Origin of the sequence: Mycolicibacter sinensis (assembly GCF_001673565.1) — a bacterium.
Classification (GTDB): domain Bacteria; phylum Actinomycetota; class Actinomycetes; order Mycobacteriales; family Mycobacteriaceae; genus Mycobacterium; species Mycobacterium sinense_C.
In genome coordinates this window covers 67,906-80,652 of sequence record NZ_LZMF01000017.1, presented here as the reverse complement: position 1 = coordinate 80,652, position 12,747 = coordinate 67,906, and the positions used below count along the sequence as shown (strand labels likewise).

Genomic DNA, 12,747 nt, shown 5'->3' with positions numbered 1-12,747 from the left:
TTCCCTATTCTTTTCTGTACTAGGTCAGCTGGGTGGTGAAATCTCGGGACAGTCGCTGACCGGGGAACCACTGCCCGTCGGGCAGCGTGGCGGTCAGCTGTTCGATCGCGACGGCGGTCGCGAAATCGGTTCCGGGCCGGAAGGTCGACACCCACTCGCCGTCGAATGCCTGCGATGGGGTGACCAGGATCCGGCCCTCGTCGGTGTCGACCAGGCTCATGCCCACCTCGGTGGTGGCGTGCCGGCCATGGTGGGCGCAGCCCGCGACCACCTCGACGTAGCTGCGCGGACCGGAGAACACCGATTCCACGACCGGTCGGGCGGAGGCGGGAATGCCCAGGTATTCCAGGACTTCGGCGAGCGGGGCGCCGGCGCGCAACCGCTCGTCGGCGCGCACCCCGACCCGGGCGGGCAGGGTGAACTCGTCGAACCGGGCCGGCGGGCGCTGGCGCAACCCGGCCGCGAGCACCGGGACCAGCAGCCGTGGGTCGTCGATGTCCATCGCGGTGAAGGTGACCAGTTGGGCGTTGCGCAGTGCCACCACGGTCCGGGTGCGCTTACCGGCGCCCGGGTCGCGGCGAGCCACGATGCCACGCAACATCTCGGTCGCCCCGCTGGACGGTGAACCCACATAACGCAGGTCCAGCCACCGGTCCGGGAAGCACACCACCCGGATCCATTCGGCCACAGCCGGATTGACCGTGCCGTCCGGCGAGACGACGCCCATCCGAGTAAGCTCGTCGCGCTGGCGAGCCATGAACGCACCGCGTTCCCCGGCGTCGGTGTAGGGCATGGTGATCGCCAATACCCACGGGAAAGACCCGGCGCCAATGGTTTCCGCGATGTACCAGGCCTGCTCGACGGTCAGTTCAGCGGCGTTGGGCTCAGCAGCCATCGCAGCGTTCTTTCGTCGAGCGGATCACCTGGCTCAGCCCCACTTGGCCGCTTCGGCGGTGTCGCGGGCATTCATCATCATGGTGTTGGTCTCATGCGTGCTCGCCATCGCACGATAAGCCAGCACCAACTCCTCCATCGCCTGATTCCACTGCACCTGCCACGCCTGATACGTCATCCCCGTATCGCCCTGCCACGCCGCCGACAACGCCGCCTGCTCACTGGCAATATCGGCACCGACGGCCTGCAACGTGCCCGCATACCCATTCATCTCAGCCGCATGGGCCAACATCGCCGGGTAGTTGTACATAATCTGCGACATCAGACTGTGTTCCTTTCTCTGGCCCCGATATCCCTTAAACCCCGGTGTAACCAGAAGCAGCCGCCGCGTCAGCCGCCACATAGGTACTGCCGGCATCCGCCAAATTCGCCTGCGCCATATCCAGCAACGCATTCACGCGCGCCGCCATCGCCACAAACCGCGCATGCGACCCCTGAAACGCCGCCGCCGCCTCACCGAGGTGAAACGCCTGCGCCGACAACGCCGCCTGCTCGGCCTGCGCCATCGTCGACCGCATCAACGCCGCCTTAGCCCCAAACGCCGACTCCGACGCCACCAACTGCGGAATATGGGCATCCAACAAACTCATCACCGCACTCCTTTCTCTTCCTTCGATACTTCGACTGGCGATTCCGGCTCCGGATCGCCCCGATCGTTCTCACTCCAGGTGTCGGGCAACATCGGCACGCTCGGGCCCCCACCGAATCCGTCGTCGGCCAGTGTGGCCAGCCCCGACGCGGTCGCGGTGCTGCGCTTGCCCACCGTTCCGGTGAAGCCCAGCGCCCCGGCCCCGCGATCGGAACCGGAAGCAGCCGGCTGCTCCACCGGACCGGCCGGACCCGAATCCATGTCCATGTACTCGTCAGCGTGGTCGTGCAACACCGCACGCCGGCGCCGTCGCGCCCGGGCCTTGTCGCGCGCCGAGGCGGCCACCCCCGCCGCGGCCGCCGGCACCCGAGAGGCCGGTGCCTGCGCCTTGTTGCGGTCGGTGAGGGTCGGTCCCAGCCCAGTGCCCGGGTCGGTGCCGCCCATCAGGTAGCCGAAACCCAGCACTCCGGCCGCCGGTGGCGGCGGCGCCACCGCCGGCGTGGCCGGTGCCGCCGACACTGCGGGCGCACCCGGCGTGGCGATACCGGAGGCGAAACCAGTCACCACCGCGATCGGCCGGTCACCCGAGGGGGCGACGCCGAGCGGCGTCGGCACGATCTCGTCCTCACCCGCGGCCGGTTCACCCATGGTGGGCAGCTGGCTCAGCGCCGCGCCCAGGATGATCGGCAAAAATGCTGGGGCAGAAAGCATCACGCCCCAAAAGGTGAAACCGAACGGGATGAAGAACGCCTCGTAGGCGATGAAGAACAGCAGCGGGAACCAGGTCGTCAAGGCGGCGGGGCCGCCGCCCAGGATCTCCCGGATCACCCCGGCCGGATCTTGCAGCAGCTGGCCGAGCTGGTTGAACAGCTGGGTGAAGAAGTCCCCGCCCCCGGCGGCATCGGCGGGCTGTGCCGAGTCGGCCTTGACCACCGGCGGTGCTGCCACCGCCCGCGGCGCCGACGCCAGCGCCGCACCGGACACCGCGTGATAGGTGCCCATGGTGGTGGCCGCCTGAACCCACATCCGGACGTAGTCGGCTTCGTTGAGCGCGATCGGGATCGTGTTGATACCAAAGAAGTTGGTGGCGACCAACACTCCGTGCGTCATGTGGTTGGCGGCCAGTTCGGCCAGCGTCGGCATCGACGCCAGCGCACTGGTGTAGGCCGAGGCCGCCACCTCATGCTGGGCGGCCACTCCGGCGCTGTCCGCGCTGGCCTTGCCCAGCCAGGCCAGGTAGGGCACGTGCGCCGCCAGATACTGCTCGGCGCTGGGGCCCTGCCAGGCACCGCTCTGCACCACACCGAGCAGCGCGGTCAATTCGTCTGCGACGGTGGCGTATTCGACGCTCAGCGCATTCCACACCCCGGCAGCGCTCAGCAGCGGACCCGCTCCGGGACCGCTGCTCAGCAATGCTGAATGCACCTCCGGCGGGGAGGCGATCCAGACCGGGGCGGCAATCATCAGGCGCTCGTGCCCCCCGCGTGGCCTGCCACATAGGTCGAGGCGGCCGCGGCGTCACCGACGGCGTAGTTGACGCCGGACTCACCGACACCCACACCGGCGCGGCCGAGTTCGGTGGCGCCCTGGGCGCCCACCGCGGCATGCTCGCTGCCCTGCGCGCTGAAACCGGCAGCGGTCTGCAGCGACACCGGGTCGGCCGCCGGCGGAATCACCGCGGTGATCAGCGGGGCGGCACTGGCCTGTGCGGCCGCCAGCCGGGCGGTCAGCGCCTCGACCGCCGCGCTGGCGGCGGCGAGACCTTCCGGAACCACGTTGAGCGTCATGACTGTTTCTCCTTCCCTTCGATGCGCGTCAGCGCGTCAGGCTCTGGCTGAACAATGGATTGACCAGCTGCAGATAGGTGGGTTCGTCGCTGTCGCCGAGCAGCATCGCCCGGCCCGCCGGCAACCTGCCGAACCGCTGGCCGCGGATCTTGCCGGAATCGGCCGGGTTGCCCGACAACATCAGGGTGGTCGCCTGCAGGTCGTTGAGGCGACGCAGCAGCGGGTTGGTCATCAACGCGTGGGCCGACCCGGTGGCCCGGCCGGTGACGATCACCCGCAGCCCCAGATCACCGGCCTGCGACAGCAGCCCGATCAGGTTGGTCCACGGCCGCTGACCCGCATACGGCCCGGTCAGCGCCGGGGAGTCCGGGATCGAGTCGACGTCGTCGATGATCAGGTAGTGGGTGTGCCCGTGGAAGGTCCACCCGGCCAGGTCGGCGGCCGACAGTCCGGCCGGCGGCCGGCGCGAGCCGATCAGCGCAGACAGGCCCAGCATCGCCGGGATCACCCGGTCGACGTTGGCGGTGTACTCGTTGTCGGCGAACAGCGGTTCGTCGACCAGGTGCAGCCGGCGATCCAGCACGGTGAACGCCACCTGCTCGGCGGTGCTGTTCTCCCGCACGGTGCGGATGATGTGGCGCAGCAGGGTGGTCTTGCCGGACTTGCTGTCCCCGAGCGCCATCACCAGCGGGTTGTCGGTGAAGTCCAACTCCACCGGCGCCAGGTCCTCTTCGCGCTGACCGATGACGATCCGCTCCGAGCCCGGCCACAGCGTCCCGACCTCTTCGGGCGCCAGGTTCGTCGGCAGCAGTCGCACCGGCGGCGCGGCCAGCCCGGGGTGGCGGGCGTTGATCTCGGCGATCTGGCTCAGATCCGGTTGGGCGATCAGGAAGTGCTCGGCGGCCATGGTCAGGCCGCGGCCCGGCTGATTGGCCGGCACCGCCTCGGCGGGCCGGGTCAGGGCCCCGGCCACCCGGACGTTGCTGTCGCGCGGGTCGTGCAGCTTGAGCTCGAGGCGCAGCCCCAGCCCGTCGCGCATCGCCAGCGGCACCTCGAGCCAGCTCGGGGTGGTGACGACCACGTGGATGCCGTAGGCCAGGCCGACGTTGACCAGCTCGGTCACCTTGGCCAGCAACGGGTTACGGGTGTTGAACTGGTCGGTGTTGTCCCGGCTGAACGCGTACAGGTTGTCGATGACCAGGAAGACCTCGCCGTACCCGTCGTTGAGCGACCCGATACTGCCGTCCCGGAACGCCTCCCGCTGCTGGCGGGCGGTCAGCAACTGCTCGAGTTCGCCGAACGTGCGGCGGATCCGCTCGGGCTCCAGCCCGGACGCGACACTGCCCACATGGGCCAGGTCCTCGAGCGCACGCAGCTGCCCGCCGCCGTAGTCCAGGCAGTAGAAGGTGACCTCACGCGGCGAGTGCAGGCTGGCCGCCGACATGATGAACGTCTGCAGCGCAGTCGTTTTCCCGGACTTGGGCCCGCCGTGGATGAGCATGTTGCCGCTGGCCGAGCGGGCGTCGAACACCAGCGGGTCGCGGCGCATGTCGAACGGCTTGTCGATCTCACCCAGCGGCCAGCGCAGCTGCCGCTCGCCGATTCCCGCGCGAGCCACGGTTTCGGCCAGCGGGATGGTGTCGTCCAGCGGAGGCAGCCACAGCACCGGCGCCTGCGGGCCGTAGTGCGCCAGCTGGTCACCGATCGTCGCGATCAACTTGCGCGGCGGCGCGTACGTCTCGTCGTCGTGCTCGGCCACGATGGTGGTCTCCGCACCGGAGGCCACCGCACCGGCGGTGAACAGCTTGGGTTCTGGAATCGCGTGCATCACCACGGCTCGCGATTGCCGCGGCGGGTCGTAGATGCCGTCGACGTAGGTGCTGCGGAATTTGATCGGCGCAGCACCCGGGGCGGGCACCAGGAAGCCTTCGCCCTTGTGCTCCTTGCCGGATTCGATGTGGTAGGCGTCCTCCACCCCGATGATCTGCCGAGAGACGCTGGGACTGGCCACCTTCAGACCGATCCGGTAGGAGGTGTTCTTGTCGATGTCCTTGATCTTGCCGACGTCCAGGGTCTGCGAGGCGAACAGGATGTGGATCCTAAACGAACGGCCCTTGCGCGCAACGTAATCGAACAGCTCGGCGTACTCGGGGTGATCGGCGAGCATCAAGGTGAACTCGTCGGCGACGATGAACAGCGTCGGGATCGGGGCCAGATCGTGGCCCGCGGCGATCGCGGCCTCGTACTCGGTCACCGAGTTGAACGCGCTGCCCTGCACCTGGCGGCCGGCCTCGCGCAGCAGCAGCTCACGCCGGGCCACCTCGCCGCGCAGGGTGTCGGCGAACCGGTCGGCCAGCGACTTCTTCTCGGCCATGTTGGAGATGACCGCGACGACCTGCGGGAAGTGCCGGAAGATGTCGGCGCCGGCCTCACCCTTGAAGTCGGCGTAGATCACGATCAGCCGGTCCGCGGAGTGCGTGGTGAGCAGCGAGAGCAGGATCGCCATCAGCGTCTGCGACTTGCCGGAGCCGGTCATGCCGATCATCAGGCCGTGCGGGCCCATCCCGCCCTCGGCCTCGTCCTTGAGGTCGAAGATCAGCGGCTCGCCGGTCGCGGTGACCCCGATCGGAACCCGCAGTTCCTCGTCGCGGTTCCGCGGCGCCCACAGCGCGGGTACGTCGAGGCGGGAGGCGTCGGGAATGTTCAGCAAGGTGGTGAAGGTCGCCCCGCGGGTGCTCGCCGAACGCAGCCCGGCGTGCGTCGGGTTGGAGTCCCAACGGGACAGCCGCCGCGCCAGGTGGGCGGCCTCATCGGCGCCGAGGGCGTCGGCCTGATCCACATAGCGCTGCCAGCCGCCGGTCTGCCAGCGGTCGATGGACTCCCCGTCAGCGCTGATCCGCAGGATCGGGCGTTCGGGGTCGGAGTACTGTTCGCGGTTCGGTGCGACGCTGCCGCGCTGCACGATGGTGACCCCGGCCCGGGCGGCGCCCAGCGAGGAGGCGGCCAGGTCGAAGTCCGGGTCGTCGATGATCACCAGCAGGTGCCGCGCCGTCTCGGCCGGCTCTCCGGTGAACGGCGGACGCTCGGCCAGCGCCGGAGCCAGCAGCACGGCCAGCTCCTCAGGGCTGCTCGCCAGGTAGCGGGCCGGGCCGACGCCGTCGACGGCGCCGGGAATGTCGATGTGCGGCAACCACTTCAGCCAGGACCAGGCCGGGCTCTCCAGCTCGGGGCTGGCCAGCGCCACCCCGAGCATGGTGGGGTCGTGCCAGGTGACGGCCTGAGCAACCCAGGCCCGCACCGCAGCGGACACCTCGTCGGCCGAATCGGCCAGCACGGTGATCCGGGACACCTTCGTCAGGTCCAGACCGACGGGCACGTCGCGCACCGTGCGCTGAGTGTCGAGCAGGCTGCGTAATGCGCTGTGCGACACCGGCTCCAGGTCGATCTCGTCGGCGGTGTCGGTGACCCGCACCGCGCTGGCCAGCGGTACCGAGTGCCGGCCGGTGCGCACCACCAGGAAGTCCTCGTCGTGCGGGTCGCGCTCCCACTGCCGCCGCGAACCGGGCACGGCGGCCAGATCCGACGGCTCCGGGTGCGACCACTCCGCGGCGGCGCGCTGCTTGGCGGCCGAACCCCGGATGTTGTCCCGCACCACCGACAGGTAGCGCAGGTAGTCGGCCCGTTCGGCGTCGACCTCGACGGTGCGGGTCTTCTTGTCGCCGCCGCGGTAAATGCCGGCCGCCGCCACCAGCAAGGCGAACGGGAAGAACAGCATCACCGGGGAGATCAGCCGCATACCGGTGGCGACCATGGCGATCACCATGCCGACGATCAGGATCACGATCACCACCGGCAGCGCCCGCTGCAGGAACGACGCCGGCACCACCCGGGGCAGCTCGGGAGGCGGCTCGATGGTGATGGTGCCCTTGTCGGTGGGCGGCGCCGGCAGCCGGCGCCGGGCCTCGAAGATCAGTCGGCTCATCGGGTCTCTCCCCCGTCGGTGGCACCCAGCTCGGTCGTAGCGCGGCGGACGGGCCGTTGATCCGGCGCCAGTGCGTCGTGGGCCAGCAGCGCGTCGGCGCGCGACAGGGTGGGCCCGAGAGCGAACTGCGACAGCACCGACCACGGGATGGGCAGCGCGGGCTGGCTCAGCCCGAGCGCCGACACGGTGTCACCGTCGCCACCGGTGGTACCGGCCTCGGTGTTGACCCCGTAGCGCACCCCGGTGTCAGAGATCCAGAACAGCGGGCCCCCAGTCGGGTTGGCGGTCGGGTCGCCGCTGACACTCTGGGTGAAGTAGCCGGTGCCCGGGGCCAGGGCGACCCGGGCGGCGGTGCCGCCGACTCCGGCTCCCACCAGATCCAGGGTGCGGACTCCGTCGCGCAGCGGCAGCGAGGAGCCGGACAGCAGCGTCAGCGTGCTGGTGCTGGCCCCGGCCGCTCTGCTCCAGTGCGCACACGTGAGGGGGGCAGCCACCGAATCGGTGGTGCCGACCGGCTGCTCGGGGAAGCGGGAGGTGTCCAGGGCGTGCGACACCGGCAGCCGCGCGATGTCGTCGGCGCCGAGCAGCGGCGGCCGGTCCAGGCCGTGCGAGTCGGTGTTGCGCAGCACCGCGGCGACCACACCGGAGATCGGCTGCAGACCGTCCGGCAGCACCGCGTAGTAGCGCAGGGTTCCTTGCGCGTTGCCCTCCAGGGCGTGCGCCGCCACCACCGCGCCCACCGGTGCGCCGCCCGGCAGGTCGTATGACGGCTTGTCGCCGGCGCCGGGAATCACCGGCGCGGTCAGCGCGGGCGCCTCCGGGATGACGTTGAACAGGCCGGTCGAGATCGACCGCGGCGTCGGGACTGCCGTGCCCCGTTCGCCGAGCCCGAGCGCGCCGGTGATGGCCCGGTCGGACAGGTCGATCCGGCTGCGCTTTCCCTCCCACAGCAGCCAGGCGCCGGCACCGTTGTCGGCCAGCACCGCATGCTGTGCATCAAGCGCGCCGGCCCGGGATCCACCGTCGCCCAGCGGCCCGGCGATCACCGTCGTCCCGGCTGCCGCACCGGCCACCGAGTCGCACACCGTCCAGTCCGCATCACGGCTGGTGTTCTGCACCATCCGCTCCGGGGCACCAGGGATACCGATCAGGTTGCCGCGCGGAATCTTGTCCAGCCCAGCGCTTTTCACCGCGGTCGGGTTGACCGGGCGACCGGCGATCAGCCGCGCGGAGGTCAGGTTCAACACCGGGTGCAGCTGGTCGCCGACCCGCACGTACAGCGCCGAGGTCGACTTGTCCGCCAGCACCGGGTCATTGGCCGCGGCACTGTTGGGCCAGATCAGCGTGAACACGAAGCAGCCGCCGGCCACGGTCGCCAGCACCAGCAGTCCCATCATCACCGCGCGGGCCTGCGAGCGCAGCGGCTCCACCAGCATCCGGGTGTCGTGCAGGGCCACCCCGGAGGCGATCCGCCGCATCACGAACCGCCAGCCGCTGACCTGGTGCTTGGTGACGAAACCCCGCCGGTACTCGACCCGGTCGGGGTTCTCGTTGATCGGGGTGCGGGATGCGAACGAGCGCCGCTCCTCATCGGATCGGTCTTGGGAAGCGGCGCTCACGCGTTGGCCTCCAGACCCAGGCCACGCAGCAACGGCGTCACCGAGTAACGGACATCTTCGGTCGTGATGGTCATGAGCTCCTCATCGGTGAACACACCGGTACCGGACTGTTCGGAATGGTCGAGCCGGAACTCGCGCTCCTCCTCGGAGCGTTCGACGAGGTTCCGGACGAACCGGCCGTTGCCGGCGATGTCGAGGCTGCGCCGGGCGATCCCGTTGGCGTCGGGGTGCGACGCCTCGGCCAGCTGGCCGAACAGCGCCTGCATCTCTTCGAGCGCGGACTGCTCGAAGCGACTGTCGCGCTGCTCGGCCATCTTGTAGGCGATCTCGACCAGTTCCGGCGGCTGGTAGGACGGGAAGTCGATGCTGCGGGTGAAGCGCGACCGCAGACCTTCGTTGGTGTCCAGGAACCGGTCCAGGTCGGCGCGGTAGCCGGCGACGATCACCACCAGGCGGTCGCGGTCGTTCTCCATGCGCGCCAGCAGGGTGTCGATGGCGACCAGGCCGAAGTCGTTCTTGGCGCCGGTGGCCACCAGCGCGTAGGCCTCGTCGAGGAACAGCACGCCGTCCAGCGCGCTGTCGATGATCGCGTTGGTCTTGGCCTCGGTCTCACCGATGTGCTGACCGATCAGGTCGGCGCGGTGCACCTCTTTGATGTTCTCTTTCTTCAACAGCCCCAGGCCGCAATAGATCTTGGCCACCACGCGGGCGATGGTGGTCTTACCGGTCCCGGGCGGACCGGCGAACACCAGGTGGTGGGTGCGCTGGCCGACGGCCAGGCCGTGCTGCTTGCGCACCACCTCCATGGCCACCGAGCTCTTGAGGCGCTGCACCTGGTTCTTGACCTCGGACAGGCCGATGAACTCGCCGAGCTCACGTTCGGCTTCGGCCAGCAGTTCGGCCTTGCGCTCATGAGCGGCCGGGTCGACGAAGTCCTCAGCGCTCGGCTCGGTCTCGGGGTCCCAGGGATCGGTCCGGGCCTCGATCCGCGCGGCGGTGGTCGTGACGATCCCAAAACTGTGGTCGAGCAAGGCGTGCTCGACCTGTTCGTTCTCCGGGTTGGCGGCGTAGAGGTCCTGCAGCACCTCTTCGGCCGTCTCATCGTCGCCCTGCGCCCGCAGGATCAGCCCTTTGGCCAGCGCCCCGTCGGTGGCGGCGACGGCGATGGGCCCGTCCGGCTCCTCGAGGTAGGACAGCGCCGGGGCGTACATGCCGAGTCGGGCCAGGGCGACGCCGAGGGCGATCTTGGCGGCGTGGGTGAACAGCTCGTCGCGGTCGGCGTCGTTGACGATCGGGGTCAGCAGTTTGACCATGTCCGACCAGCGCCCGGCGTGGTGGTTCACCGCGATCGCCAGCCAGCGCGCGTCGTTCCAGCCCGGACGCCGCTGGGTGATCTCGGCGACCAGCTCGTTGGCCTCCGCGCAGCGGCCGGCCATCGCCAGTTGGGCGGCGTGCGCCAGGTGGAAGTCGTCGGCGTCGGTGGCGCGCAGCTTCAAATACAGCCCGGTGTCATAGTGGAAGCCCAGCGCGCCGGCCGGCAGGTCCAGTCGCCGCTGCAGCGCCCCGGCGCTGGCCGCGGTCGCCGAGACGGCGGCCAACACCCGCGGTGACTGGTCGCCGGCGGCGGCCAGGCCGGCCCAGGCGTCGCACTGCTCGTGCGCGATTCGGGTCAGCGCGGCAAACCCGGTGCGGGCTGCAGTCAGGTCCGCGGGGCGTTGCCGCTGGTAGACCGGGAGGCCCAGGGCACGGCAGCAGGTGGCGAATCGGCTGAGGGTTTCCTCGTCGACCCGTGGGTGCGGTGTCAACAGAGCCGCGTCACCGTTGGTCATGCGTGGCTCGCCCCTTCGCCAGTGTTGCCTAAGCTAACTCGGCTGAAGTTAGCATTGCATAAGCTAACTGTCGAGGTGGGTCGAGGCGATCGCCGGGTGGCTTCCGTCACCGTTATCCGCGCTTTGCGGGCGCCCAGACCCGGGCCGAGCGCGCGGCCACCGTTCCACCCCATGTCAGACTCCTTATTGAAAATCATTTTCGTTTATCTCTGCACGGTACCGCACCGGGGTTGCCCGGCAATCGCCGACCTCTCCTACTTTTTGACCGCCCGGACCAGCGCATTCCGCGCGACCATCGGCCCGGCCTCGGTACCCGGCCCCGGGACGGGCCGGCCCAGCTCGCGCAGGTAATCCGCCAGCGGCGTCGCCACTGCGGTCCAGCCCCGTGCGCCGAACCACTCATCGGCCGGTGCGCAGCGTTCGTTGTAGACCAACCGGTGGAAGATGCGGCTGTCGTCGTCGGCCGCCACTTCGGCCTCCACCGCCGCGGCGAAGTCCTCATCGGAGAGCGGGGCGCCGTCCTCGACCGCGACCTGGCTGCCCGGAGCGGCCAGGCCGTCGATGCCGGTGAACAACTGCTCCTGCGCGTCGGCCGGAAGGTAGATCAGTAGACCCTCGGCGATCCAAGCCGAGGGCTGGGCCGGGTCGAAGCCACTGGCGACAAGCGCCGCGGGCCAGTCCTCGCGGAGGTCGACGGCGACCTCGCGCCGCTCCGCTGTCGGCCGGATGCCGCGCTGGGAGAGCACGTAGCTCTTGAAGGCCAGCACCTGAGGCTGGTCCAGTTCGAAGATCGTCGTCCCGTCCGGCCAGTCCAATCGGTAGGCCCGGGAGTCGAGCCCGGCCGCCAGAATGACCACCTGGCGCACCCCGGCGTCGGCGGCGCGGCGGAAGTAGTCGTCGAAGTAGCGGGTACGCGCCCCCTGGAAGTTGACGAAGTGCTCGCCGAAATCACTGGTCAACAACTGATGGTCGAGCAGGTTGCCCTCGACCACGGCCTCCCAGTCCCCGCCGGCCGCCCGGCAGAACACCTCGGCATAGGGATCGACCGCCAACGGTTCCGGCTTGCGGGCTTCCAACGCCCTGGCGGTGGCCACGAATAAGGCGGTCGAACCGACACTCGTGGTGATGTCCCAACTGTCACCTTCACTGCGCATCTCAGGCATTCCAGTGACCCTACGCCGCAGTGATCAGCGTGGAATCCCCGATTACTTCGGGCTGCCGACCGCTCAGCCCCACTTGGCCGCTTCGGCGGTGTCGCGGGCATTCATCATCATGGTGTTGGTCTCATGGGTGCTCGCCATCGCACGATAAGCCAGCACCAACTCCTCCATCGCCTGATTCCACTGCACCTGCCACGCCTGATACGTCATCCCCGTATCGCCCTGCCACGCCGCCGACAACGCCGCCTGCTCACTGGCAATATCGGCACCGACGGCCTGCAACGTGCCCGCATACCCATTCATCTCAGCCGCATGGGCCAACATCGCCGGGTAGTTGTACATAATCTGCGACATCAGACTGTGTTCCTTTCTCTGGCCCCGATATCCCTTAAACCCCGGTGTAACCAGAAGCAGCCGCCGCGTCAGCCGCCACATAGGTACTGCCGGCATCCGCCAAATTCGCCTGCGCCATATCCAGCAACGCATTCACGCGCGCCGCCATCGCCACAAACCGCGCATGCGACCCCTGAAACGCCGCCGCCGCCTCACCGAGGTGAAACGCCTGCGCCGACAACGCCGCCTGCTCGGCCTGCGCCATCGTCGACCGCATCAACGCCGCCTTAGCCCCAAACGCCGACTCCGAGGCCACCAACTGCGGAATATGGGCATCCAACAAACTCATCACCGCACTCCTTTCTCCACTACCGGTTAGTCGCGAACCACGCCGGTCCGGTTCCCGAGACACGGCACGCAACGACGGTACGCCCGGGGGAGTCGGTCAGGTCAATATCTGAGGATAAATCGTACGGTATCTAACAGGATCTACG

General features: G+C 69.2%; 11 protein-coding genes. All 11 read right to left on the bottom strand.

Going from position 1 to position 12,747, the window contains the following annotated elements:
* Positions 1-19: 19 nt before the first annotated feature.
* The 11 genes from A5648_RS02950 to A5648_RS02900 all read right to left on the bottom strand — a co-directional run bounded on the left by A5648_RS02950 (position 20) and on the right by A5648_RS02900 (position 12,602).
* Positions 20-895, bottom strand: a complete 876-nt coding sequence (locus tag A5648_RS02950; RefSeq protein WP_065023115.1) for an ESX secretion-associated protein EspG — start codon at positions 893-895, stop codon at positions 20-22.
* Positions 896-928: 33 nt separating this feature from the next.
* Positions 929-1,216, bottom strand: coding sequence for a WXG100 family type VII secretion target (locus tag A5648_RS02945; protein WP_064857090.1), 288 nt, complete (start codon positions 1,214-1,216; stop codon positions 929-931).
* A 34-nt stretch (positions 1,217-1,250) separates the two neighbouring features.
* A complete protein-coding gene (locus tag A5648_RS02940; RefSeq protein ID WP_064857096.1) occupies positions 1,251-1,544 on the bottom strand; it encodes a hypothetical protein in 294 nt (97 codons plus the stop codon).
* Positions 1,544-3,004 carry a PPE family protein gene (locus A5648_RS02935; RefSeq protein WP_207511583.1) on the bottom strand — a complete coding sequence of 487 codons (1,461 nt, stop codon included), beginning with the start codon at positions 3,002-3,004 and terminating at the stop codon, positions 1,544-1,546. The genes A5648_RS02940 and A5648_RS02935 overlap by 1 nt, the downstream gene beginning before the upstream one ends.
* Positions 3,005-3,006: 2 nt before the next feature.
* Complete coding sequence (locus tag A5648_RS02930) at positions 3,007-3,330, bottom strand: PE family protein (RefSeq protein ID WP_065023113.1); 324 nt, start codon at positions 3,328-3,330, stop codon at positions 3,007-3,009.
* Between the two features lie 28 nt (positions 3,331-3,358).
* The gene (gene eccCa, locus A5648_RS02925) at positions 3,359-7,312 is read right to left on the bottom strand and encodes a type VII secretion protein EccCa (protein ID WP_065023112.1); all 3,954 of its coding nucleotides are present in this window, start codon (positions 7,310-7,312) and stop codon (positions 3,359-3,361) included.
* Positions 7,309-8,931 (bottom strand): type VII secretion protein EccB, encoded by a 1,623-nt coding sequence (gene eccB, locus A5648_RS02920; RefSeq protein WP_065023111.1) that lies wholly within the window; start codon positions 8,929-8,931, stop codon positions 7,309-7,311. Before eccB ends, eccCa begins: the two co-directional genes overlap by 4 nt.
* Complete coding sequence (gene eccA, locus A5648_RS02915) at positions 8,928-10,760, bottom strand: type VII secretion AAA-ATPase EccA (RefSeq protein ID WP_065023110.1); 1,833 nt, start codon at positions 10,758-10,760, stop codon at positions 8,928-8,930. The genes eccB and eccA overlap by 4 nt, the downstream gene beginning before the upstream one ends.
* Positions 10,761-11,014: 254 nt before the next feature.
* Positions 11,015-11,914, bottom strand: a complete 900-nt coding sequence (locus tag A5648_RS02910) for a class I SAM-dependent methyltransferase (RefSeq protein WP_065023109.1) — start codon at positions 11,912-11,914, stop codon at positions 11,015-11,017.
* A gap of 72 nt (positions 11,915-11,986) precedes the next feature.
* Positions 11,987-12,274 carry a WXG100 family type VII secretion target gene (locus A5648_RS02905; RefSeq protein ID WP_064857090.1) on the bottom strand — a complete coding sequence of 96 codons (288 nt, stop codon included), beginning with the start codon at positions 12,272-12,274 and terminating at the stop codon, positions 11,987-11,989.
* Positions 12,275-12,308: 34 nt separating this feature from the next.
* Entirely contained in the window at positions 12,309-12,602 is a 294-nt protein-coding gene (locus tag A5648_RS02900) for a hypothetical protein (protein ID WP_064857096.1), read from the bottom strand.
* Between the last annotated feature and the right edge of the window lie 145 nt (positions 12,603-12,747).